The 23,109-nt window shown below is 72.3% G+C and carries 24 protein-coding genes, 1 tRNA gene and 1 riboswitch; of the genes, 11 read left to right on the top strand and 14 right to left on the bottom strand.

Translation table 11 applies throughout. The features are described 5' to 3' along the window. Nucleotides 1-291: 291 nt before the first annotated feature. Nucleotides 292-1,332, top strand: coding sequence for a LacI family DNA-binding transcriptional regulator (locus tag EXU48_RS16030; RefSeq protein ID WP_133108679.1), 1,041 nt, complete (start codon nt 292-294; stop codon nt 1,330-1,332). A 69-nt stretch (nt 1,333-1,401) separates the two neighbouring features. Here the strand turns inward: EXU48_RS16030 and EXU48_RS16025 are convergent. Then, a tRNA-Ser gene (locus EXU48_RS16025) sits at nt 1,402-1,492 on the bottom strand. A gap of 90 nt (nt 1,493-1,582) precedes the next feature. On the opposite strand from EXU48_RS16025, the gene EXU48_RS16020 reads away from it, so the two are divergent. Next, nucleotides 1,583-2,407 (top strand): NAD-dependent protein deacetylase, encoded by an 825-nt coding sequence (locus EXU48_RS16020; protein WP_235857067.1) that lies wholly within the window; start codon nt 1,583-1,585, stop codon nt 2,405-2,407. A gap of 42 nt (nt 2,408-2,449) precedes the next feature. Here EXU48_RS16020 and EXU48_RS16015 read toward each other — a convergent pair whose 3' ends face one another. Both EXU48_RS16015 and EXU48_RS16010 read right to left on the bottom strand, forming a co-directional pair. Continuing rightward, nucleotides 2,450-3,052 (bottom strand): class I SAM-dependent methyltransferase, encoded by a 603-nt coding sequence (locus EXU48_RS16015; protein WP_207947773.1) that lies wholly within the window; start codon nt 3,050-3,052, stop codon nt 2,450-2,452. A gap of 17 nt (nt 3,053-3,069) precedes the next feature. Then, entirely contained in the window at nt 3,070-4,152 is a 1,083-nt protein-coding gene (locus EXU48_RS16010; RefSeq protein WP_133108677.1) for a mechanosensitive ion channel family protein, read from the bottom strand. A gap of 219 nt (nt 4,153-4,371) precedes the next feature. Between EXU48_RS16010 and EXU48_RS25435 the strand changes: the two genes are divergently transcribed. Then, nucleotides 4,372-5,136, top strand: coding sequence for a VOC family protein (locus EXU48_RS25435; protein ID WP_133108676.1), 765 nt, complete (start codon nt 4,372-4,374; stop codon nt 5,134-5,136). Between the two features lie 18 nt (nt 5,137-5,154). On the opposite strand, the gene tadA is transcribed toward EXU48_RS25435, so the two are convergent. Next, a complete protein-coding gene (gene tadA / locus EXU48_RS16000) occupies nt 5,155-5,673 on the bottom strand; it encodes a tRNA adenosine(34) deaminase TadA (RefSeq protein ID WP_235857066.1) in 519 nt (172 codons plus the stop codon). 53 nt (nt 5,674-5,726) lie between these two features. Between tadA and upp the strand changes: the two genes are divergently transcribed. Next, nucleotides 5,727-6,365 (top strand): uracil phosphoribosyltransferase, encoded by a 639-nt coding sequence (gene upp, locus EXU48_RS15995; protein ID WP_133108675.1) that lies wholly within the window; start codon nt 5,727-5,729, stop codon nt 6,363-6,365. Between the two features lie 7 nt (nt 6,366-6,372). Here the strand turns inward: upp and EXU48_RS15990 are convergent, their stop codons facing one another. Genes EXU48_RS15990 through EXU48_RS15980 form a run of 3 tightly spaced genes read right to left on the bottom strand, consistent with a single transcriptional unit; the run spans nt 6,373 to nt 8,269 of the window. Then, nucleotides 6,373-7,596, bottom strand: a complete 1,224-nt coding sequence (locus EXU48_RS15990; RefSeq protein ID WP_133108674.1) for an O-succinylhomoserine sulfhydrylase — start codon at nt 7,594-7,596, stop codon at nt 6,373-6,375. Next, on the bottom strand, nt 7,593-8,012 hold the full coding sequence (locus tag EXU48_RS15985) for a rhodanese-like domain-containing protein (RefSeq protein WP_133108673.1): 420 nt from the start codon (nt 8,010-8,012) through the stop codon (nt 7,593-7,595). The genes EXU48_RS15990 and EXU48_RS15985 overlap by 4 nt, the downstream gene beginning before the upstream one ends. Further along, nucleotides 8,009-8,269: a DUF1737 domain-containing protein gene (locus tag EXU48_RS15980; RefSeq protein ID WP_133108672.1), complete on the bottom strand. Its 261-nt coding sequence runs from the start codon at nt 8,267-8,269 to the stop codon at nt 8,009-8,011. Before EXU48_RS15980 ends, EXU48_RS15985 begins: the two co-directional genes overlap by 4 nt. A 265-nt stretch (nt 8,270-8,534) precedes the next feature. On the opposite strand from EXU48_RS15980, the gene EXU48_RS15975 reads away from it, so the two are divergent. Next, nucleotides 8,535-9,266 (top strand): DUF6882 domain-containing protein, encoded by a 732-nt coding sequence (locus tag EXU48_RS15975; RefSeq protein WP_133108671.1) that lies wholly within the window; start codon nt 8,535-8,537, stop codon nt 9,264-9,266. 3 nt (nt 9,267-9,269) lie between these two features. On the opposite strand, the gene EXU48_RS15970 is transcribed toward EXU48_RS15975, so the two are convergent. Next, nucleotides 9,270-12,359, bottom strand: a complete 3,090-nt coding sequence (locus tag EXU48_RS15970) for a helix-turn-helix transcriptional regulator (RefSeq protein WP_133108670.1) — start codon at nt 12,357-12,359, stop codon at nt 9,270-9,272. 12 nt (nt 12,360-12,371) lie between these two features. Continuing rightward, nucleotides 12,372-12,584: a hypothetical protein gene (locus tag EXU48_RS15965; RefSeq protein ID WP_133108669.1), complete on the bottom strand. Its 213-nt coding sequence runs from the start codon at nt 12,582-12,584 to the stop codon at nt 12,372-12,374. Between the two features lie 277 nt (nt 12,585-12,861). Then, a riboswitch (SAM riboswitch) is annotated at nt 12,862-12,976 on the top strand. Between the two features lie 34 nt (nt 12,977-13,010). Here EXU48_RS15965 and EXU48_RS15960 point away from each other — a divergent pair. Continuing rightward, a complete protein-coding gene (locus EXU48_RS15960) occupies nt 13,011-14,408 on the top strand; it encodes an aminotransferase class V-fold PLP-dependent enzyme (RefSeq protein ID WP_133108668.1) in 1,398 nt (465 codons plus the stop codon). Nucleotides 14,409-14,433: 25 nt separating this feature from the next. Here the strand turns inward: EXU48_RS15960 and EXU48_RS15955 are convergent, their stop codons facing one another. Beyond that, nucleotides 14,434-15,060, bottom strand: coding sequence for an ArsR/SmtB family transcription factor (locus EXU48_RS15955; RefSeq protein WP_235857065.1), 627 nt, complete (start codon nt 15,058-15,060; stop codon nt 14,434-14,436). A gap of 76 nt (nt 15,061-15,136) precedes the next feature. Here EXU48_RS15955 and EXU48_RS15950 point away from each other — a divergent pair, with 76 nt between their 5' ends. Genes EXU48_RS15950 through EXU48_RS15940 form a run of 3 tightly spaced genes read left to right on the top strand, consistent with a single transcriptional unit; the run spans nt 15,137 to nt 19,055 of the window. Next, entirely contained in the window at nt 15,137-16,501 is a 1,365-nt protein-coding gene (locus tag EXU48_RS15950; RefSeq protein ID WP_133108667.1) for an MFS transporter, read from the top strand. 55 nt (nt 16,502-16,556) lie between these two features. Continuing rightward, nucleotides 16,557-17,573 (top strand): alpha/beta hydrolase, encoded by a 1,017-nt coding sequence (locus EXU48_RS15945; protein ID WP_235857064.1) that lies wholly within the window; start codon nt 16,557-16,559, stop codon nt 17,571-17,573. Nucleotides 17,574-17,582: 9 nt separating this feature from the next. Next, on the top strand, nt 17,583-19,055 hold the full coding sequence (locus EXU48_RS15940) for a hypothetical protein (protein WP_133108666.1): 1,473 nt from the start codon (nt 17,583-17,585) through the stop codon (nt 19,053-19,055). Here the strand turns inward: EXU48_RS15940 and EXU48_RS15935 are convergent. Genes EXU48_RS15935 through EXU48_RS15925 form a run of 3 tightly spaced genes read right to left on the bottom strand, consistent with a single transcriptional unit; the run spans nt 19,028 to nt 20,888 of the window. Further along, a complete protein-coding gene (locus tag EXU48_RS15935; protein WP_133108665.1) occupies nt 19,028-19,681 on the bottom strand; it encodes a hypothetical protein in 654 nt (217 codons plus the stop codon). The two genes, EXU48_RS15940 and EXU48_RS15935, sit on opposite strands and share 28 nt — an antisense overlap. Further along, a complete protein-coding gene (locus tag EXU48_RS15930) occupies nt 19,678-20,259 on the bottom strand; it encodes a DUF4352 domain-containing protein (RefSeq protein ID WP_133108664.1) in 582 nt (193 codons plus the stop codon). Before EXU48_RS15930 ends, EXU48_RS15935 begins: the two co-directional genes overlap by 4 nt. Continuing rightward, complete coding sequence (locus EXU48_RS15925) at nt 20,256-20,888, bottom strand: hypothetical protein (RefSeq protein ID WP_133108663.1); 633 nt, start codon at nt 20,886-20,888, stop codon at nt 20,256-20,258. The genes EXU48_RS15930 and EXU48_RS15925 overlap by 4 nt, the downstream gene beginning before the upstream one ends. A gap of 84 nt (nt 20,889-20,972) precedes the next feature. On the opposite strand from EXU48_RS15925, the gene EXU48_RS15920 reads away from it, so the two are divergent. After that, a complete protein-coding gene (locus EXU48_RS15920; RefSeq protein ID WP_133108662.1) occupies nt 20,973-21,299 on the top strand; it encodes a histone-like nucleoid-structuring protein Lsr2 in 327 nt (108 codons plus the stop codon). 56 nt (nt 21,300-21,355) lie between these two features. Then, the gene (locus tag EXU48_RS15915; protein ID WP_133108661.1) at nt 21,356-22,162 is read left to right on the top strand and encodes an LLM class flavin-dependent oxidoreductase; all 807 of its coding nucleotides are present in this window, start codon (nt 21,356-21,358) and stop codon (nt 22,160-22,162) included. 66 nt (nt 22,163-22,228) lie between these two features. Here the strand turns inward: EXU48_RS15915 and EXU48_RS15910 are convergent, their stop codons facing one another. Beyond that, nucleotides 22,229-23,083: a MetQ/NlpA family ABC transporter substrate-binding protein gene (locus EXU48_RS15910; RefSeq protein WP_133108660.1), complete on the bottom strand. Its 855-nt coding sequence runs from the start codon at nt 23,081-23,083 to the stop codon at nt 22,229-22,231. Nucleotides 23,084-23,109 lie beyond the last annotated feature (26 nt).

The raw sequence follows: 23,109 nt of genomic DNA, 5'->3' as shown, positions 1-23,109 counted from the left end.
GGTCGGTGCCTCCCTGGAAGGCGACGCCGCCTTCCTGATCTGTAGCGCGGCACGGTAGTGCCGGCGGTTGTTCCTGCGGTCGGCATCGTCACCCATCCGGCCCGCCCCGGTGGCCGGAGCGATGATTGGAGGACGACGGTGTCGGTGACGCAGAATGTTAACGTCAACGTAGCACCAGGCCAACCCCGATCGGCACCCGATCTTGCATCACGCTCCCGTAACGATCGAGCCCTTGGCCGGCTCCGCGAAGGCTGGATGTTGACGTCACCATCTCCGCTAGACTCGCTCGACATGGTGAGCAACCGGGGCTCCCGACGCCGAAGTCGGGGCCCCTCGATCGAGGACGTGGCCGGGCTCGCGGGGGTCTCGGCGCAGACCGTCTCCCGGGTCGCGAACGAGGCAGGCAACGTACGCCCGGCGACCCGGGAACGGGTCCTCAGGGCCATGGACCGGCTCGGCTACACCCCGAACCGTGCCGCCCGGGCCCTGCGCAACGGGGCCTTCGGTTCGATCGGTCTGATCGCCCGCACGTTCGCGCGCACCGGCGAGGCCCTCACGACCCAGTCGGTCGTCGAGGCGGCCGAGGCCGAGGGGTACTCGGTCACGCTGCTCGCGGTCCGCGAACCCGAGGCCGGCGGCTGGCGGCATGCCGTCCAGCGGCTCTCCCACCAGGCCGTCGACGGCCTGATCATCATCCGCGCCGAGGAGACCACCCCCGAGTCGTTCCTGCTGCCGTCCGGCATGCCGGTCTCCGTGTCCGACTCCCGGTTCATCGGGTACTACCCGGACGTCGGTGCGGACCAGGTCCAGGGCACCAGGGACGCCGTCGAGTACCTTCTCGGGCTGGGCCACGCGACGGTGCACCACCTGGCCGGCCCACCCGACTCCGAGCCGGCCACCACGCGCGCCGCGAGCTGGCACCGCACCCTGGAAGGTGCCGGCATCAGTCCCCCGCCGGCCTGGCGGGGCGACTGGTCGGCCCGGTCCGGGCACGAGGTGGGCCGGGAGATCGTCGCCGACGACTCGGTCACGGCCGTGTACGTGGCCAACGACGACATGGCGTTCGGCCTCCTGCGCGCCGCCCACGAGGTCGGTCGCCGCGTGCCCGAGGAGCTCTCCGTCGTCGGGTTCGACGACATCGAACTGAGCGAGTTCTCCGAGCCGCCGCTGACGACCGTCCGGCAGGACTTCCGCCGCGCCGGCCACGAACTCGTCCGACTGCTCCTGCAACAGGTCACCGAGCCCGGCAGCGTCGGGTACGACGAACGCGTGCTGTTGCCGACCACCCTCGTCGTGCGCGGCAGCACGGCGCCGCCACCACCACCGCGCTGACTCATGTGGCCGGCTGGCGGACACGCTCCGGCGGAAACCCGGAAGGGCCCCGGCCGGGGCCCCTCCAGATGGCGGTAGCGGTGGGATTTGAACCCACGGTGGGCTGTTGACCCACACAGCATTTCGAGTGCTGCACCTTCGGCCGCTCGGACACGCTACCTGGCCGGGACAGGTTACCCGGAGCCGGGCTCCACGCCCAAACCGGCCTCCTCGTGGCCGCCCGTGATCCCGCGCCGTTAGGCTGGCGAACGTGACCAAGACCACGGAGTCCGCGCTCGCCGACCTGGTGGCGTTGCTCTCCGGGAAGCGGTTCGCGGTCCTGACCGGCGCGGGGATCTCGACCGACTCCGGGATCCCGGACTACCGCGGTCCGGGCTCCCCGCCGCGGACCCCGATGACCTACCAGCAGTTCGTCGGCGACTCCGCGTTCCGGCGCCACTACTGGGCCCGCAACCACGTGGGCTGGCGACACCTGCGCCGCACCGAGCCGAACGCCGGACACCGCGCCCTGGTCGGGCTCGAGGATCGTGGGATCGTGCTCGGCGTGATCACCCAGAACGTGGACCTGCTGCACGAGCGGGCCGGGTCGAGGCGGGTCATCGACCTGCACGGGCACTACAACGAGGTGATCTGCCTGCAGTGCGGCACGGTGTTCACCCGCGCCGAGGTGCACGAGCGGCTGGACGCGCTGAACCCGGAGTTCACGACCGAGGTCGGCGACGTCGAGATCGCACCGGACGCGGATGCCGTGATCGCCGCGACCGAGTCGTTCCGGGTCCTCGACTGCCCCGTGTGCGGCGGCATGCTCAAGCCCAACATCGTCTACTTCGGCGAGAACGTCCCGAAGGAGCGGGTGCACACCGCGTTCGAGCTGGTCGACTCCGGCCAGGCGCTGCTCGTGGCGGGTTCGTCGCTGACCGTCATGTCCGGCCTCCGGTTCGTGCGCCACGCCCACCGCGAGGGCATGCCGGTGGCCATCGTCAACCGCGGGGGCACGCGTGGCGACCCGCTCGCCACCGTGAAGGTCGACGGCGGAACATCGGAAACGCTGCAGGAGCTCGCCCGGTCGCTCTGACCGTCGGGCGCAGCCGGACCGGCCCGCCGGGCCGGACCTGCGCTACCGCAGTTCGAACCGGTACCACCTCGGCGAGGTGCGGTTCATCGGCCAGCCGAGTCCCGCCGTCGGGGCCGGCTCGGTGGCGACCAGTTCCCAGCCCACGAACGCCTCCTCGACCTGCGCCTGGGACACCCCACCGATCTGCGAGCGGAGCCAGGTCGGTCCGAACGCGAGCATCAGCAGCGTCGCCCCGGGCCGCGCGAGCGCGGTGACGCCGCGGCCCTGGGCGGCGCGCCCGGCGGCGTCGAAACCCTGGAAGCAGCCGATGTCGAGGAACAGGTCGAACGGGTCCAGACCGGCGCCGGCCAGGTCGGTGACGTCCCCGACGGCGTAGGTCACCTCGGGTGGGCCCGCTCGCCTGGCGGCCTCGATCGCCTCGGGAACGTAGTCGATGCCGGTGGCGTCCCAGCCCCGCCGCGCGAGTTCGGGAGTGAACAGGCCCCGCCCACAGCCCAGGTCCACGGCACGCCCGATTGAGCCACCACGCCGGCCGCGGTCGCTCTCGACCCGGTCCAACAGGCTGGCCAGCGTCCTGGTCGCGGCCGGTGCGTAGCGCTCCCAGGGCGTGACGCCCCAGCGGTACATGCGCGGGTAGTTCGGCATCCTGGTCCTCCCGATCGCTAGCCGGCGCGTGCCGGGTGCTCCACCTCGTCGTCCGTCGCACCGTGCGGCCCGGACGAGACCATCATGACCCGCTGCACCGGCAGCGCCTCGGGGTTGTGCTCCCGCAGCCAGGTCGCGAGGTGCTCCCGGACCAGGCATTGGAGGGTCCAGTCGTCGTCGGTGTTCGCGGTGGTGACGAGCACCCGGATGCTCAGCCGCTCGCCCTCCGCGTCGGTGACCAGGATCGACCGGGCCCGGCCGTCCCACAGGTCGCTGGCGTCGACCGCCCGCTCGAACTCGGCACGGAGCGCGTCCAGGTCGACCCGCCAGTCCAGGGACATCAGGAACGTCCCGGTCACACTGTCCCCGGTCCGGCTCCAGTTGATGAACGGGATCGTGGTGAAGTACGTGGAGGGCAGCACCTTGTGCCGTTCGTCCCAGATGCTCACCACCACGTAGGAGAGCGTGATGTCCTCGATGGTGCTCCAGGTGCCGTCGACCTCGACCACGTCCCCGATCCGGATCGCGTCCGTGAAGGCGAGTTGCAGGCCGGCGAACACGTTCCCCAGACTGGACTGGGCGGCGATCCCGATGACCACGGAGAGCACACCCGCCGAGGCGAGGATCGTCGCCCCCACCCGCTCCACGCCGGGGAACGTGAGCAGGACGAGCGCGACCCCGATGATCACGAAGACCACGGCGACCACGCGCCTGATCAGCTGCATCTGGGTCTGGGCGCGACGCCGTCCACGATCGTCGGCCTTCCGGGCGACCACCCGCCGCTGGGTGTACGCGAGCCACTCCAGCACCAGGGTGGCGGCCAGCCACACCGCCGAGACGACCACGGCGATCAGCAGGACGTGCAGGCTGACGTCCCGGAACGTCCCTGGTTCGGCGTTCGCGGCGACGCCGGTCCGGAGCGCGATCGCCAGCAGCAGGGCGCCGAAGGGTCTGCGGACCTGGAGCCAGCCGATCCGCACCCAGGGCAGCCGGCGACCGACGCGCGTGAGTACCAGGTTCGCGACGAACAGGACGAGGGCGACCACCGCGGCCGAGAGTGCGACGGCGATGATCCAACTGAGGACGGGCCAGTAATCCATCCCTCCTCTGTATCAGAGGAGTCTGAACGTCGGCACCGTGGCGAGGATGCTGCTCCGATCGCCACTCACGGAGGGGGACACCGCCGAGCCGGCCGGGGGCGGCGCCGGCCCCTCGCTCGGCGGTGGTCCGGAGCCGATGACTTCCCGCCGCGGCCCGGGTCTGACCAGATGACGGGCACCGGAGCGGCCGCTGCTCGCGAACGACGCACGGAGGCAGAAATGGCCACCATCGACTCGATCATGCTGGGCACCACCGACCTCGACCGTCTGCACGCCTGGTACACGACGGTGCTGCCGCCGGAGCGGGCCGACCGGGCCGGGTCGTACTGGGTACTCGACTATGGCGGCTTCTACCTGTTCCTCGACCCCCGCGACGATGTGCAGCCGGCCCACCCGGATCCGGCCCGCCTGATCCTGAACTTCGACGTGACGGACGCCCGGGCCGTCTCGGAGCGCATCGACGCCGCCGGCGCGCGCTGGGTCGCGCCGCTCGAGGACCGGGACGGCAGCCTGTTCGCGACCGCCGAGGACCCGGACGGCAACTACGTCCAGGTCATCCAGGTCAGTCCGGCCGAGCGGGCCACCATGGAGGCCGGTGGGGACACGAGCCTGCCCGCCGGGCTGCTCCCCTCCGCGTCCTTCTCCGGCTTCGCCGCCCCGGACACCGCGGCCGCCGCCGCCTTCTACCGTGACGTGCTCGGGCTGCAGGTCGTCGAGGACGACGGCATGGTGACCGTGCGTCTTGGCCACCGCAACGTGCTCATCTATCCGAAGCCCGACCACGTGCCGGCGACGTACACGGTCCTCAACCTGCCGAGCGTCGACATCGAGTCGACGGTGCGCGACCTCACGGCCCGCGGCGTCGTGTTCGAGCGGTATCAGCAGATGGATCAGGACGAGCTCGGCATCCACCGGGGTGGCGGGCCGCTGATCGCGTGGTTCACCGACCCGGCCGGCAACATCCTCTCGGTGATCGAGGACTGAGGGGTCGACGGCGCAGGCTCAGTGGGAGGGCAGGGGCGCCTCGTCGCCGCCGGCGGCCGGGCCGCGGCGGGCCGCGAAGAACTCGGCGAGCAGGGCGGCGCACTCGTCGGCGCGCACTCCCCCGGTCACCTCGGCGCGATGGTTCAGGCGGGAGTCGCGGACCACGTCCCGGGTGGATCCGCAGGCGCCGGCCTTCTCGTCCCAGGCGCCCAGGACCACGCGCGCGACCCGGGCGAGGACGATCGCGCCGGCACACATGGTGCATGGCTCCAGGGTGACCACGAGGGTGCAGTCGTCGAGCCGCCAGCGGCCTTGCCCGACGCCCGCCGCGCGCAGGGCGAGGATCTCCGCATGAGCCGTGGGATCGCCGTCGGCCTCCCGCCGGTTGTGCGCCGCGGCGAGCACCTGCCCGTCCGGGGCGACCAGTACGGCCCCCACCGGCACGTCGCCGCCGGCGGCGGCCCGCCGGGCCTGCGCCAGGGCCAGGCCCATCAGGGCGGGTTCGTCGAGGGCGACGGACGGGGGGTCGGCGTTCATCCCTCCTAGTGTGGGGCAGCGGCGCCGACATGGGCACCGCTACATTGGGGAACATGCGCCTCCACGTCGCCGAACACCCGCTGATCGCCCACAAGCTGACCGTGCTGCGCGACGTCCGCACACCTTCGCCGCTGTTCCGCCAGCTCACGGAGGAACTCGTGACGCTACTGGCGTACGAGGCGACCCGGGAGATCCGCACCGAGTCCTGGGAGATCACCACGCCGGTCACGGACACGGTCGGGACGAAGCTGACCGAGCCGCGTCCGATCGTGGTGCCGATCCTGCGAGCCGGTCTGGGCATGCTGGAGGGCATGACCCGGCTGCTGCCGACCGCGGAGGTCGGGTTCCTGGGCCTGCAGCGCAACGAGGAGACCCTCGAGGCGATCACCTACGCGAACCGGTTGCCGGACGACCTGTCCGGGCGCCAGTGCTACGTGCTGGACCCGATGCTGGCCACCGGTGGCACCCTGGTCGCGGCGATCGAGTACCTGTTCGAGCGTGGCGCGCGGGACGTCACCGCGGTCACCCTGCTCGCCGCCCCGGAGGGGCTGCGGATGGTTCAGGAGGCGATCGGGGAGCGTGCCGACGTGACCATCGTGACGGCCGCCGTCGACGAGCGGCTGAACTCCAAGGGCTACATCGTGCCGGGGCTGGGCGACGCCGGCGACCGCCTCTACGGGGTCGTCGACTGAGACCTGCTCAGAGGTGGCCCAGGGCCCGGGTCAGGTCCGCCTTCAGGTCCGCGGGGTCCTCGAGTCCCACGGACAGCCGCACCGTGGACTCGTAGATGCCGACGGCGGCCCGAGCCTCCCGGCTGATCTTCGAGTGGGTGGTCGTGGCCGGGTGGGTGACGATCGACTTCACGTCCCCGAGGTTGTTCGAGACGTCCACCAGGCGCAGCGAGTCGAGGAACGCGAAGGCGCGGGCCTTGTCCTCGTCCGGTTCGCCGTCGAGCGCCAGGTCGAACGTGACCACGGTGCCGCCGCCGCTCATCTGCTCCTTCGCGAGGGCCACCTGCGGGTGGGAGTCCAGGAACGGATACCGCACCCTCGAGATCAGCGGGTTGTCCTCGAGCCAGTGCGCGAGGTCCAGCGCCGCGGCCGTCTGCGCCCGGACCCGGAGCGCGAGCGTCTCCAGCCCCTTGAGCAGCACCCAGGCGTTGAACGGGCTCAGCGACGGCCCGGTGTTACGGATCAGCTGCTTGACCGGGCCCTCGACGTACTCCCGGCTGCCGAGGATCGCGCCGCCGAGGACGCGGCCCTGCCCGTCGATGTGCTTGGTCGCGGAGTAGACCACCACGTCCACGCCGAACTCGAGCGGCTTCTGCAGGATCGGGGTGGCGAACACGTTGTCGAGGATGACGACGGCGCCCGCTCGGTGCGCGAGTTCGGTCACCTTCGCGATGTCGACGATGTCCTGCATCGGGTTGGACGGGGTCTCGAACAGCACCACGTCCGCCGGGGTGGCCAGGGCGGCCTCCCACTGGGACAGGTCGTGGGCGTCCACGTACTCGGTGGTGACGCCCCATTTGCTGAAGATGTCGTTCAGGAGCACCACGGTGGAGCCGAACAGGGCCCGACCGGAGACGATCCGGCTCCCGGTGCGCACCAGCGCCGCGATCGAGGTGAACACCGCGGACATCCCGGTCGCGGTCGCGAAGCACGCCTCGGCACCCTCGAGCAGGCGCAGCCGCTCCTCGAACGCGGACACGGTCGGATTGCCGTACCGGGAGTAGATGAACCGGTCCAGTTGTCCCTTGAACGCGGCCTCGGCGTCGGCCGCCTCGTCGTAGACGTACCCCTGGGTCAGGAACAGCGGTTCCGCCATCTCCCGGAACTCGGTGCGCTGGATCCCGCCGCGAACGCCCAGGGTGGCGTCGGAGAGTCCCTCGGGGAGCTCGGCCAGGGGCCGGGGGTCGCTCATGCCTGCCGCCAGGGCAGACCCTCGGCACGCCAACCGCGCGCACCCCGGTGCCCCTCGGGGTCCACGCCGCCCTCGAAGCCGTCGACCACGTTGTAGGCCGGGCCGTACCCGGCCTCGGTGGCGGCCTCGGCCGCGCCGATCGAGCGCTGGCCGCTGCGACACAGGAACACCACCGGCCGCTGGTCCCCGGGGGTCAGCCCGGTCGCCCCGAGCTGGGAGAGGAACGACGGGTTGCGTTGACCGTCGGGGAACGTGTTCCACTCGATCAGCGCGGTGGGGCGGTCGATGGACGAGGTCTCGGGGACGCCCACGAAGGACCATTCGGCGCGCGTGCGCACGTCCACGAGCACCGCCTCCGGAGTGCGTTCCAGCAGGTCCCACGCCTCGCGTGGGCTGAGGTCACCGGCGTAGCTCAAGCGAATCGAACCTCTCCTTCGGGGGTCTGGGGCAGCACGACGGCCTGGGCCGCGATGACCTGGCTGCCGTTGAACGTCACGGACGGGGAGCCGTACAGCCGATACCCCTCGGCGAGCGCGTCGCTGACCCGTCCGCAGAACGCCGCGTCGTCGGGGCCGGTGAGCAGGCGGTAGGTGTGCCGGGCCGGCTGGTCGTCGGGCCGGTCGGGCCGGGCCGGCCGGTCGGGCACAGCACCGGGCTCGGTGATCTCGCTCATCTCTCCTCCATCGATCCTGGCGGTGGCACCACGTCCCGTTCGGCTCCCCCGGTGAGGGTGTCCGCGAGGGATTGGTTGCTGCAGCGTCGACGATCCAGGTCTCTCGGCCGCTGAAGGATGGGTACGGCTGCGATCGTATGCCCGGCTCGGGAAGCCTCCCAAACCCCGGGCAGATCTGCCCATCCTGCGAGACGGTGGGTCGTCCTACGCTGCTGCCATGACGGACGCCGTGCCCTCTGTGCCCCCCGTGCCCCCCGTGCCCCCCGTGACCCCTGTGCCCGCGATCACCTCCCTCCAGGACGTCGTCGACGACACCTACCTGTTCGGCCTCGACCGGCAACGCGAGACCATGGACCTGACCGGCTCCGACGGCCCGCACGGGGACAGGTACAGCGCCGGATACCGCACCGACATGTCCGGCGGCACGATCACGTTCGTGGGCACGGAGGAGATCACGGTCCGCGCGCACTTCGTGGGCTCCGCCGCGCCCGGGCCGAAGTCATGGCTGTGGGGCTGGGAGAACGTGAACGGCTTCCCCGAGCCGCTGGTCGCCCGGGTGCGTGGGGTGCGTGACTTCGGGGAGCGGTTCGGCATCGCCGAGTTGACCGCGGCGGAGGTCCCGCTGACGGCGGAGCCCATCACCGTGGCCCGCCGGTTCGCCGCGGCGGCGAGCCTGATCGCGGGCCCGTTGCCGTTCGTCACCTTCGACCTGGAGAACGGCACCGTGCTGACGTTCCTGCTCGAGTCACCCGCCCTCGAGCCGGTCCCGCCCAGTGCGATCCGGGCCGGGTCGGTGCTCCCGGAGGCCGCCTCCGAGGGCGCGATCTCGAACTGGTCGAGGGCGCTGCGGGCCTACGCCCGGTGGCGCGGTTTCACCGTGGCCGAGGGTGCCGGCACCCTCTCCCTGAAGGCGCCCAACGGTGACGTGGAGGCACGTCTGGACGGGCAGGGGCGGCTCACCGGCCTGAGCATGACGGCGGGTCCGACGCCCTCCTGACGGTCAGCCCCGCGATCCGCCGCCGAGGATGCCGCGGGACATCGCGACGGCGACCGCTTCGGTCCGGCTGCCGACGTCCAGTTTGGCCATGACCCGGCTCAGGTGGACGCTCACGGTCTTCTCGCTGATGAACAGTTCCGCGCCGACCGCCCGGTTCGTGAGTCCCTGGGCGACGAGTTCGAGCACCGACTGCTCGCGCGGGGTCAGGAGCGCCACGGCGGCCGTGCGCTGGCCGGGAACCTCCACCCGGTACCGGCGAGCGCTGGCGAGCAACGCCTCCTCGAGCGGTCGGGCGCGCAGTGAGCGGGCGGTCGCGAGCGCCTCGAGGAGCTGATCGCGTCCGTCGTCGCGGTCCGGTTCCGGACCGCCGTCGTCGCCACGCCGGTCGGCGCGGAGTGCGAGCAGCACGTCCGCGAGCCGCCAGCGCGCGATGGCCACCTGGTAGCGGTCGCCGTAGCCGAAGGCGTCCACGACCGCGTGCCAGGGTGCCGGATCACTCTCGCCACGCATGCGGCTCGCCTCGGCCCGGCACCGGGCCAGCCAGGCCAGACCCTCCGGGCCGAGGGTGGCGGCCCGAGGCACCCCGCGCGCCGCGGCGTCCTCGGCCACGGCCAGGAAGTGGTCCCCGGTGGTGACCGCCTCCCGCTCCGCGGCCCGGTCCCGGACCTGCCGGGCGCGCGCGGCCAGGTCAGCCTGGGCGGTGATCCCGACGGCCGCGACGTGGATCAGCGCCAGCATCGGCGCGTCGTCCTCGGGCTCGTCGGACTCGGGTCGTTCGAGGTCCGCGGTCGTCCCCATCGCGTTGCGGGTATTGCCGGCGATCGCGGCCTGCACGGGCGCCGTCACCTCGGCGGGGCGGTGCTGCCACAGATCACGCTCGGCCCGCGCGAACAGCGAGATCTTGAGCGGTTCGTCGTCGGACAGTACCCAGGTCTCGACCCGGTTCAGGGCGGCCTCGACCTGTTCCCATTCGCCGCGACTGGCCGCGAGCAGGGCCGCGGATGCGGCGAGCACTCCCGAGATCCAGTCCGGTGCCTGCTCACCCGGCGGGCTCGCCAGCTGCTCGACGAGATCCCACGCACCGCGCGCGTAGTTCACGTGCACCGCGATCCAGGCGAGTTCCCGGCCGTACGTCGCCCAGGTCAGCCCGGTCTCGGCCGCTCGGGCCAGGCCCCGGTCCAGATGCGCGGCAGCCGCCTCGAGGTCGCCGAGCTCGAACTCGCCGACCGTGAGGTTGAAGATGGCCCGCAGCTCCACCTCGAAGGCGCCGACGTCCGCGGCCCGTCGCCGGGCCTCCTCCAGGGTGGCGAGGGCGTCGTCGATCTCACCGTCGCGCAACAGCGAGTAGGCCAGGGTGGTCAGCGCATCCGCCTCGGCGCCACCGTCGCCGCTGGCGCGCGCGTCGGAGATCGCGGCGTCGGCGAACTCCCTGGTCGACTCCTCCAGCCGCCCGAACGCGAGCGTGCTCAGCACCCAGGCCCGTTCGGAGCTCGTCGGCTCGTCCTTGATCAGCTCCCACGCGTCGCCGATCACGGAGGCCGCCTCCACCCACTGGTCCACGGAGTAGAGGATCTTGGCGAGCCGACGGCGCACCGAGGCCCGCGGCACGATGGCACCGTCGGCGTCGGCGAGCTTGAGGGCAGCACGGGCGAAGGCGAGGGCCCGGTCCACCTGGCCGGCCGCCACGGCGGCGTCGGAGGCCCGGATGGTCAGGTCGAGTTCGTCCGTGCCGCAGACCGCGGCCGGATCGGCCACGGCCTGCCACAGCCCGAGCGCGCTCTCCAGGTGTGCCAGGGTGTCCGCGGTCGCGCCCACCTGTGCCGCCTCGTCGGCGGCACCGACGTGCGCGGACAGCGCGGTCGGCAGGTCGTTGGCGAGGTTGGCGTGGTAGGCCTGCGCGCCACGCCAGCCGGGCAGGCGGAGGTCCGCGAGCAGCTTGGCGTAGGTCGCGTGAATGCGGGTGCGTTCGCCGGGCAGCAGGTCGGCGTAGGCGGCTTCCCGGAGCAGAGCATGCCGGAACTCGTAGGAGGCGCCGCCGTCCGGGTCCGCCACGAGCACGTGCAGCTGGACGCAGTCGCGCAGCGCCGCCTCGAGCTCGTCGTCGGTCATCTCGAGGACCGCTCGCAGAGTGCTGTGCCGGATCCGGCGCTGACCGGAGACGGAGGCGGTGCGCACCAGCCGCTGCGCGTTCGGGGTGAGTCTCTCGATGCGACCGAGGAGGACGTCGGCCAGGGCCTCGCCCAGGGACGTCGTCGAGCGGGCGCTGGACAGCAACTCCTCGGCGAAGAACGCGTTCCCCTCCGAACGCCGGGCGATGTCCGCGATCAGGTCCTCGTCGCCATCGGCCCCGAGGTGGTCGAGCACCGCGAGCGCCCGGGCGAAAGCCCGGGCATCCTCGGGGGAGAAGGGCTCGAGCTCGAGCCGTTCGACCCGGCGCATCCGGCCCAGTTCGACGGTCATCGGCCGCACCGGGTGCCGTCGGTGCAGATCGTCGGAGCGGTAGGTCAGCACCACGGCCAGGCGCTGCTCGGACATCCGCGCCACCAGGAACGTGATCAGATCGCGGGTCGAGGGGTCGGACCAGTGCAGGTCCTCGACCACGAGCAGCACCGGGCGGTCGGCGCAGAGTTCGGTGAGCACGCCGAGGAAGGAGTCGAAGAGCGGCAACTGCTCGGTCGGGCGGTCGGCGCCGGAGCGACTGACCAGCGACGCGAGTGCGGGCCGCTCGTCGAGGATGGCCGGATCCGCGTCGCGGATCTGCTCGAGTATCTCCACGACCGGCAGATAGGGCGGGGCCGACTCGCCGAGGCCCACGCAGTGACCGGTGAGGACGTGAGCGCCGTCGGCGCGGACCTCGCTCGCGAACTCCGCGACGAGCCTGGTCTTGCCGACCCCGGCATCCCCCGGCAACAGAACTGCCGACGCCGACCCGTCGGTCGCCTGCGCCCAGATCTCACGCAGGCGCGTGAGCTCGCCGGTGCGTGCCACCAGTGCGATCTCGGAGCCGACCCTTGCCACATCCGAGATCTTGTCACGGGTGGAGTCCGTGGCGACGGATGAATATCCGCCCCACGGCTCCACGGCCGCGGCCACGCCCGGCCCCGCTCAGGCCTGCTTGATCAGATCCGCGGGGTCCAGGCCGCGGGAGGCGGCCTCCCGACGGGCCCGGCGCTCGTCGATCATCCGGCGCAGGCCGGTGCGGCGAGAGCCGAGCTTGCGGGAGCCGAGGTCGGCGAGCAGGTGCTCGCGTCGGTAGGCCAGGTCGGCGCTGCGGATGTCCTGGTTGAGGTCCATGATGTGCTCCTTGCTCGTTCCCATGACGGATACGGTGCCGCTGAGGCCGGCGGCTCGGGTATCGGGGGGTCACGCGGTGTGCCGGCTCGGATCCCTTACCCACGTACTGAGGGGTCGGTACGGCGGGTAAGGGGTGGCCGTTCCGGTGGGCGAGCACGGGTAAGGGATCCGCGCGAGGCCGGGCGCGTGCCCTGGCCGCGACCGCGCGCACCTCAGTCCTGCGCGCCCCGGGCGTCCACGATGCGGACGGCGAGCGCCGCCCGGACCGGGCGCGGGGTGCGTCGTGGCAGCATGTCGGGAAGGTCATGAGTGCCAGCGCGTAGCCCCGGCTTGCTGGCCGGCAACCCTCCAACCGCGGTGGGGTGCCCCGGGTGACGACCGGGCCGGTGCCGCAGTGGTATCGGCAAGCGCGGACCCGCCACGGGTCCGGGAACGATCTGGAGGCCCCTCATGGCACTGCTCCCCCTCGTCGGCTCCGACACCCGGGTGCCGTTGACCGTCCCGCTCGACGGCGTCACGTCCCTGCCGTACGCGAACCTCGACTACGCCGCGAGCGCGCCGGCGCTGGCCGCGGTCGCGGAGGCCGTCACCCGGGCGTTGCCGCTGTACGCGTCCGTGCACCGCGGCGCCGGGTACCTGTCCCAGGTGTCGACCGCCCTCTACGAGCAGTCGCGGACGGCGATCGGTCGCTTCGTGGGGGCCCGCTCCGACGACGTCGTGGTCATCACCCGGAACACGACCGACTCGCTCAACCTGCTCGCGGGGTGCGTGCCGGAGGGAGCGCGCGTCCTGGTGCTCGACGTCGAGCACCACGCGAACCTGCTGCCGTGGCAGCGGGCCGGTGCGGACGTCCTGAAGGCACGGGCGACCGTGGCGCAGACCCTCCAGGCCCTGACGAATGCCCTGGCGACCCGGAACTACCGGCTGGTCGCCGTCACGGGCGCGTCGAACGTGACCGGGGAGTCCCTGCCGGTGGCCGAGGTGGTGGCGCTGGCGCATGCCGCCAACGCCCGCGTGGTCGTGGACGCCGCACAACTGGCGCCGCACCGCCCGTTCTCACTCGCCGCCACGGGCGCGGACTACGTGGCCCTCTCGGGACACAAGCTGTACGCCCCGTATGGCGCAGGTGCGTTGATCGGACGGCGGGACTGGCTCGATGCCGGGCGGCCGTACCTGGCCGGAGGCGGCGCCGTCACGAACGTCACCGTCGGCCACACCAGCTGGGAGCCGGCCCCGCAACGGCACGAGGCAGGCAGCCCGAACGTCATCGGGGCCCTCGCGCTCGGCGTCGCGGCCACCGAGCTGACCGCCGTCGCCGACCGCCTGGCCGACCACGACCGGACGCTCCGCGAGCGCCTGGAGGCCGGGTTGACCCGGATCCCGGGCGTCGAGGTGCTCCGGCTCTGGGCGGACTCCACGGAACCGGTGAGCGTGGTCTCGTTCACGGTGGCCGGGCAGGACCCCGGCCTCCTGGCCGCGTACCTGTCCGCCGAGCACGGCATCGGGGTCCGTGACGGCCGGTTCTGCGCACACCCGCTGCTCGAGGCGCGGGGTGTGACCGCGGGCCTGCGCGCCAGCATCGGGCTGGGGACCGCCGAGGAGGACGTGGACCGGCTCGTCCGTGGGGTGTCCGAGTTCGTCACGGTCGGCCCGAGGTCCGCCTACGAGGTGGTGAACGGTCGCTGGCAGCCCCACGACGACCAGCGTGAGCTTCCGGAGGCGATCGCCCTGCTGCAGGCGCTGCACGCGGACTCCGACGCACGGTCGGTCCTGGCCACCGCGGCCGCGGGAGCGGGCTGCGGCCCGGCGCCCACGGTCGCCGGGGTGCTCGCGGCCGTCGCCCACTGAGGCCTGTGACCCGAGCGGCGGGCCCTCAGATCGTGTCGTCGGCGGCGACGGTGTCGATGTCCCAGCTGCGGCCGTCCGGGTCGTCCGAGTCGTGCGCATCGACAGCGGCCCGCATCACGTCCTCGACCTTCGTCATCATCGCCTCGAACTCGGCCGGGGTGAGCCGGACGGTCCGCTGGGTGAACAGGGCGTGCACGTCGGTGGCGCGACCGGTGACGTACTCGGGCGCCCACGCGGCGACGCGCCGGACGAGCTCGTGGTGGTCGTCGACGACGGTACGCATGAGGACGCCGCCGAGCGCCTCGTCCTCGACGGGGTGTTCGGGGGTGCCCAGGCTGTAGGCCCCGCTGACCCGAGTCCAGACGCGGTCACGGCGGTCCCGGGCCCGCTCGGGAGCCTCGGCGATCAGGCCGGCATCCGCGAGCACGCGCAGGTGGAAGCTGACGCTGTTCGCCGGCTCGTCGAGGTCTGCGGCGACGTCGGCCGCGCGCGCGAACTCCCGTCGGGCGAGCACCTTCGTGATCCGCCGGCGGAGCGGGTGGGCCAGCGCCTTGAGCATCGCCGAGGTCATCACGGACTCGTTCCACGGTCCGTCCTCGCTCCGGGTGTCGGCCGCTCGTGCGTCGGCGGGCTCCTCCTGCGTATTCGACATGGCTCGAGCATATCCCCCAAGGAACATTGCGCAATATCTATTGCGCAATCATCGTTGCGCATCTAGCCTTGGGCGCATGACAACGGACACGGCCGTCTCCTCCACGGCGCCGCTGCGGCGCAACCGCCGCTACCTGACTTGGTTGATCAGCGACACCAGCAAGGGACTCGCCGCGGCGCTGTTCGCCTTCGCGGTCCCACTCCTGACCCTGATGGTCACGAACGACCCGGCCCGCGCCGGCATCGTCGGCGCCGCCGGGCTCGCGGTGCGCGCCGTGACCACGCTCGCCGGTGGTGTGCTCGCCGACCGGCACCGGCGGATCGCCCTGATGACGCTGGGGTCGGTGATCGGCGTCATGATCGCCGGCGGCTTCACCGTGCTCGCGCTCACCGACGCGCTGACGTTCCTGGCCCTCCTGATCGTCGCCGTGCTGCTCGCCGCGCGCACGGGCCTCTTCGACGTCGCCGGCGAGAGTGCGCTGAAGGAGGTCGTCCCGGACGGCGCGATGGGCCGCGCCCAGGCCGCGAACCAGGGCCGGGACGCCGCCCTTCAGCTCGCCGGTGGCCCGCTCGGCGGCGCCCTGCTGGCCGCGGGCGCCTGGGTGGTCGCCGTGGTGATGACGGCGTGCCACCTGGTCGCGGCCATCACCGCGTGGCGTCTGGGCAGGTCGGCACCGGACCCGGGCGCGACCAGGACCGGCACCGGGCCCGATCCGACCCATCCGGCCCACCCGGCCGACCCACCGGCTCCCGAGGCGGTGTCAGGACCGGCACCGAACGCCCTCGCCGAGTTGCGCGCGGGTTTCGCCTGGCTGCTCTCCCGCACCGACCTGCGCGGCGTCCTGGTCGTCTCCACGATCATCAACCTCGGGTTCAACGCCGCACTCGCCACCGTCATCTACGCGCTGCAGCAGGACGGCCACTCCCCGGCCGCGATCGGGTGGGTCTCGGCCGGCGCGGGGGCGGCGATGCTGCTCGGTGCGGTGGCCGCGCCGATGCTGGTGTCGCGGGTGCGGGCCGGGGTGCTGACCATCGTCGGGCTCACGATCGCGGCGGCCGGCGCCTACACGCTCGCCCTGGTCGACTCGGTCTGGGCGATCACGGCCGTGCTCGCGGTGTCCGTGCTCGGGGTCCCCGCGCTGAACGCCGCGCTGATGGGGTACTTCATGGTCGCGACCCCCACCGAGCTGCTCGGGCGCGCGAACAGCGCTTCGATGGTGCTCGGGATCGGTGCGATGCCGCTCGCCCCGCTGATCGCGGGCTTCGGGCTTGCCTGGGTCGGGCGCGAGGCCACCATCGCGGTCTGTGCCGGGCTCTGCGCGGTCGCGGCGCTGCTGGCCCTGGCCAATCGCGGCCTGCGGGCCCTGCCCGCCGAGTCCGGCTGGACGGCGCACGCCGCGCAGTTCGACGTTTCCGGAGCGGTCGCCACGCCCGACCGGTGAGGGGAGCCGTCGGGACGCGGGCCGGAGGGTGCACCGGTTGGGGGATGATGTGCCGGTGACCAGCCTCGGCGATCCGGTTCCCGACGTCCTCGGCGGTGAGTTCACCGCCCGGACCATGACGCTCGCGCCCGACGACCAGAGCGTCGGGCCACCCGTGGCCACCCTGGTCCGGCTCGGCCGGCTCGGCCGGCTCGGCCGGCTCGGCACAGTACGCACCGACGACGTCGCGGTCCTGTACCTGCACGGCTTCTGCGACTACTTCTTCCAGGCCGACCACGCCAGGGCCTGGGCCGAGCATGGCTACGACTTCTTCGCGCTCGACCTGCGTGACTACGGCCGGTCGATCCGGCCCGGCCGGCAACCGTGGTGGATCGAGGACCTGGCCACCTACGACGAGGAGATCGGCGGCGCGCTGGCCGCCATCCGCGCCGAGGGGTACACCTCGATCGTGCTGCTCGGTCACTCGACCGGCGGACTGATCGCGAGCCTGTACGCGAGCGACCACCCCGGCGCGGTGGACGCCGTCGTCCTGAACAGTCCGTGGTTCGATCTCAACGAGAGCTGGTTCAACCGGGTGGTCGCGACCCGGGCCGTGGATCTCATCGGGCCCCTCGTACCCCACCTGAGGGTCGGCACGCTCGGTGCGGACTACGGCCGGCACGTGCACGTCTCGACGGGCGGTACACACGACTACGACCTCTCCTGGAAGCCGATCGAGGACGTGCAGGCACACGCCGGGTGGCTGCGAGCGATCCGCCGGGGTCACGCCCGGATCGCCCGCGGCCTCGACGTCGTCGAACCCGTCCTGATGTGCACCTCCGCCCGGTCCGGGCCACGGAAGGCTCCCACCGCCGCGGACCTCGACGGCGCCGACTGCGTGCTCGACGTCGAGCACATGCATACCCGGATCGGCCGCGTCGGGCCCGACGTCACCGCGGTCCGGATCGCCGGCGGCTGGCACGACCTCGCCCTCTCCGGGCCCGAAGCCAGGGCCGAGTTCGAGCGGACCGCCTTCGACTGGCTCCGGGAGCGGCTGCGGACCGGGGCGGGCCGCCCGTCGGCGCCTCGATAGGGTGTGCCCATGACGACCCCGGCCACGACGTCCCGGGACCAGGGGGGTGCGGTGCCCGAGCGATCGCTGCTCGACGAGAGCCTGTCCCTGTTCCGGACCACGGGCCGACTCCTTCGCCGGCACTGGCTCCCGCTCGCCGTGATCGCCACCGCCGGGGTCGCGGCGCACTGGTACCTGCTCGACCTCTCCGTCTGGCTCGGCCGCTTCGGGGCGGTGCCGGGGATGCTCGGGCTGTCCCTGGTCCCGTTCAGCACCATGCTCGCGGTGATCGGGATGCTCCTGGTCCTGCGCCGCCGGGAGCGGTCGCGGCACGTGATCATCGACATCATGGCGGCGACCGGCAGCGTGCTGGTGCCGTTCCTGGTCGTCTACCAGAGCGGCGGCCAGCTGCAGGACGACCTCCGCCACCACACCTACTTCGGCCTCCAGGACGACTTCTCCCGGTTCGACCTCGCGGACGTCGACGGCACCGCCCGGATCCCGGACTCGACCTCCACGCTCGTCCTCGGGATCGTCGCGGTGGCGCTGGTCGGCCGGCTCATCGGTGGCTACTTCGTCACGTCCGCGCGCTACTGGAGGGGCCGGGAGGATCCCCGGCGCACCACGCTGCAGGCCGTCGTCGGCTACCTCGAGGTGGTCTGGATCGTGCTCGGTGCTTACGTGGTCACCGACCTCGTGGGCAGGTCCGTGGAGTGGCTCGGCAGCCGCGCCGTGACCCACTGGGTGACCGACTTCTGGGCCGACGTCCGCATCGAGCTACCGGTCATCGGCGGCATCGGCGACTGGCTCATCGGCGCGATCGAACCGGTCGGGGCAGCGCTCGGCATCGCCCTGATCGTGCCGATCGCGTGGCTCGCGATCGGCACGATCATCTACGGGATCGAGGCCACCGACGTGATCGCCGACGACGAGGTGGCCCGCGTCGGTGGCCGCGCCCCGCTGCTGAACCGGGTGACCCGGCGCTTCGGTGACACCACCATCACCAGGGCGTGGCACGCACTCGCCGAACCGAACGGCCGGTTCGGCGCCCTGATCGGGGGCATGGCGATGATCGTGCGGGCCGGCTGGGTCACCGTGCTGGTGTTCTGCCTCGGCTACGTCCTGATCACCCAGATCCCCTACCTGGTCTGGGGCGTCGCCCGGTTGATCGCCGGGAACATCACCGCGCTCGGTTGGTTCGCCCTCTGGGACCCGCTGGACGTGATCGCCGAGATCCTGGTGCTGATGGTCTCGGCGGCCCTGCTCGCCGCGGCCGCCGACGCGCTCCTGCAGCGCTACGGCGCGAACCCCTCACTCCGGCTGCCGCTGCCCCGGCGGTCGGCGACCCCCGCCGCCCTCGCCGGCTCCCACCCCGGGACGCACCCGGGTGCCGCCCCGGACCCGGGCGACCGGCCGCCGTCGGACATCGAGGCGCCTCCGGCGCGACCCGTCCCGGCGGGGACCCACCAGGTGGGTCACTGGGTCACGGGCAGCCTGAAATAGTCCGGGGCCAGGCTCCAGGTCGACTCGAGGCGCACGGCCGCGGGTTCGGCGTCCTGCGGCATCAGGACGAGGAGGTACTGCACGTCGGGCAGGGGATCGTCCCCGGGTTCCGGCGGGGCGACCTCGAGCGAGTCCTGGACCCCGTCCACGCCGTACGGCACCTCGCTGCCCGTCTCGAACCGCCTGCCCTCGGTGTCCTGGACGAGCACGTCAAGGCTGAGGATCTCGGTGTTCGTGTTCTGCACGGCCAGGCCGACCTGCCACAGCACGAGGCCGTCGGGCGGCTCCCACCGATCGCCGTAGGTGCTCACGCCGTCGTCGAGCCGTTCCACCCCGGTCAGTTCGACCTGCAGGCCGTCGAGTTCGGCCACGCCGTTCGCGTCGACCGGCACCGGCACGTGCGCCTCGCCGTTCCACCAGGCGTCCCGGGCCTCCGCGCTCACGCGCCAGCCGAGCGCGCCGAGGACCAGGATCCCGACCACCGCGAGGATCGCCGTCGCCCGCCGCGAACGGCGCTGCGGCAGTGGCGGCGGTGCGGCCGGGAACGGCTCCCGGGCGGGCGCCATCCAGTCCTCGCGACCGCCCCCTGGCACGTACGGCGGCAGGCTCGGCGTGGGTCCGCTCATCGCTGCCCCGCCGGAAGCAGTTCGGGTTCGGAGATGACCGCCGGACCGGGCTCGATCGCGCCTGGGTCGACGCTCAAGTCGAGGACGCCGTAGGGCAGCGGGGTGTCGCTGGGCGGACCCTCGCCCGACGCCCACGACTCGAGCGTCAGGTCGCCCAGCGCATCCAGCGGCACCTCGAAGACCAGCGTGCCGCGGACCCAGAGGTCCGGGCTGGCCTGCCACGTGTCGAAGTCCCGGGACGTGATGGCGTACCGGCGCCCGCGTTCGTCCACGAGGATGAAGTCACCGGGCCCGCGCGGCCGGTCGGTGGTGGCGTAGGAGAGGTCCACCAGCACCCAGACCCCGACGGTCTCGAGCGGGACGTCATCCTCGCTGAGGACCGTCTCGTAGGCGCGCGCTCCCGAGACGTTGAGCTGCAGCGGGTGCACCACCGCGTCCACACCGAGGCTCATCCGCACGCCGGCGGGACCGTTGGGCGGGGCCTGGACCGCGAGCGCGTTGACGCCGAGCCCGGCGCCGACGAGGACCGCGAGCATCACCACCGTGACCACCCAACGCGGGACCCGGCCGCCGGTCACGGCTCCTCGTCCACGATCGCGGGCGGGATGTCATCGTCCCGGGGCACCTCGACCACGCCGATCCGGTCCCCCACGTACCAACTGGTCTCCTCGAAGAGGAAACTGGTGTCCTCGTAGGTCTCGATGAGGGAGAGCCGAACCTCGTCGCCGATCGTGTCCGGGTCCACCACGGACCAGAGCATCGCGACCCGCACCGGCAGGTTCGGGCTCAGGAAGCTCGCCCGCGAGTCGTCCGCCAGCAGCAGGACCGTGGTGGACCGCGCCTCGACCAGTTGCGCACCGTCCAGGGTGAAGTTCTGGTAGTCGACGAACAGGCCATCGAGCTGGGTGTTCTCGAGCTCCATCACCACACCGATCCAGGCGTCGGCCTCCTCGGGCAGGCCGTAGACGTCCACCTGGTCGGAGACGAAGAAGGACTCGACGCTCACCGTGTACGGGCCGAGGTCCACGACCTCGCCGGCCGCGACCTGCCGCACCGGCTCCGGCGGGACCCTCGCGAACCCCCCGACGGCGGCGATCACCAGAAGGAGGACCACCACCATCGCGATCGCGATCCGACGTGGCCAGGTACGCACGAACCAGCGCGCGATCCCCGGCACGCTCACCAGCGCCCCCACGTCGTTGGCCACGCGGCAAGAGTACGGGATGCACGGGATGCGTCCCGGCAGCACATAGCATGGAGACCCCCAGCAGGTCGCCGATCAGAGGACACGATGGCCACCAGGACAGTCACCGAACTCACCGACGATCTCGACGGTGGTCCGGCGCAGCACACCGTGCGGTTCTCGCTCGAGGACACCGTGTACGAGATCGACCTGAACAAGTCGAACCGGGATGCTCTGCTCGCGGCCCTGGCACCGTTCGCGGCCGCTGCCCGTCGGGTCCGGGCCGGCGTGGTCGAGCCGGCCACCGTGCGCGAGGAGACGCCGGTGGATCCACGCGCGGTCCGGGAGTGGGCTCGCTCGCGCGGCATCGAGATCCCGCCGCGGAGCAGGGTGCCGCGGGACGTCGTCGACGCCTTCCGCGAGGCCGGCTACTGAACCCGTCCGGTCCCGGCCCGGTGTCGGTGTCGTTGGACCCGCCTAGGGTTGGCGCCATGACCTCTTTCGGCATCGTGTTCCCGCCCGACCAGCCACCCGAGCGCCTGCGTGACGTGGCCATGGCCGCCGATTCCGCGGGCCTGGACGAGTTGTGGCTCTGGGAGGACTGTTTCGCCGAGTCCGGGGTGGCGCCGGCCGCGGCCGTGCTCGCCTGGACCGAGAACCTGCGGGTCGGGATCGGGCTGATCCCGGTGCCGCTGCGCAACGTCGCGATCACCGCCATGGAGATCGCGACGATCTCCCGGCTCTTCCCGGGCCGGTTCCTGCCGGGCGTGGGACACGGGGTGCTCGACTGGATGGGGCAGGTCGGTGTCCGCGCGAAGTCGCCACTCACCCTGCTGCGTGAGTACACGGTCGCGCTGCGCGCACTGCTCGACGGCGAGACCGTCACCACCAGCGGCGAGTACGTGCACCTCGACGACGTCCGGCTCCGGTACCCGCCACAGCCGCCGCCGCCGCTGCTGATCGGCGCGATCAAGCCGAGAACCCTCGCCCTCGCGGGCGAACTGGGCGACGGCGTACTCCTCGGTGCCGGCGACGAGTCACCGGAGGCGGTGCTGGAGAGCGTCCGCGTGGCCACCGAGGCACGCGAGCGCGCCGGTGCGTTCGAGGTCACCATGACGGTGAACGTCCCGGTCGACGCCTCCGCGGAGCACATCGAGGCGGCGGTGCGCCCCTATCTCGCGGTGGGCGTGGACCGGGTTCCCGTCTGCGGCCTCGACGCCGCCGGGATGCCCGACGGCAGTGACCGGCTGCTGGGGCTGGTGGCCGAGGTCGCGAGCGCCCGCTCGCGGCTGGTCTGAGCGGCCGATGGACGACCGCGGCCCCCGGGTTGGTCCCGGGGGCCGCGGTCGGCAGGGGCTACGTGCTCAGAACGCGGGGATGATCTCCCCGGCCGGCCAGGTCTCCTCGATGAAGGCCCGCACCTCGTCGGAGTGGAGCAGCTCGTCGAGCGCGACCAGGTCGGGGTCGTCGATGTCCTCGGAGCGCACCGCCACGAAGTTGGCGTAGGGGTTGCCCTCGCCGTCCTCGATGACCAGCGAGTCCTCGGCCGGGTTCAGGCCACCCTCGAGGGCGAAGTTGCCGTTGATGACCGCGGCGTCGACGTCCTGCAGCGTCCGCACCAGCGAGGCGGCGTCCGCCTCGATGAACTCGAGGCCGAGCTCGTTCTCGTCGACGTCGGCGATCCCGGCGGTCGCGGCGTCATCCGCGCTCAGCGTGATCACTCCCGCCTGCGCGAGCAGGTCCAGCGCACGGCCCTGGTTCGATGGATCGTTCGGGATCCCGATCTGCGCGCCCTGGGGCAGGTCCGCGATGTCCGTGAGCGTCTCGGAGTAGACCGCGAACGGCTCGATGTGCACGCCCTCGAAATGGTCGAAGTCGAACCCCTGGGACGCGACCTGCTCCTCGAAGTAGGGCAGGTGCTGGAAGTAGTTGGCGTCCAGGTCGCCCTCGGACAGCGCCGTGTTCGGCAGTACGTAGTCGTCATAGGTGACGATCTCGAGCTCGAGTCCCGCATCCGCGGCGAGGTTCTCCTGCACGAACTCGAGGATCTCGGCGTGCGGGGTCGGGGAGGCCCCGATGGTGATGTGGCCGTCCGAGCCGGCGCTCTCGTCGTCGCCGGAGCCGGCGTCGCCACCGCCGCAGGCGGCCAGCGTGAGGCCTGCCACGGTGAGGGTGGAGGCGGCCAGAATGGCTCTGGAGGTTCTGCGCGGGGTTCGCATGGGGGTCCCTTTCGGTGGGTTGTCGC

Source organism: Occultella glacieicola (assembly GCF_004353825.1).
Lineage (GTDB): Bacteria > Actinomycetota > Actinomycetes > Actinomycetales > Beutenbergiaceae > Occultella > Occultella glacieicola.
This window is presented reverse-complemented; position numbering and strand designations above follow the sequence as displayed.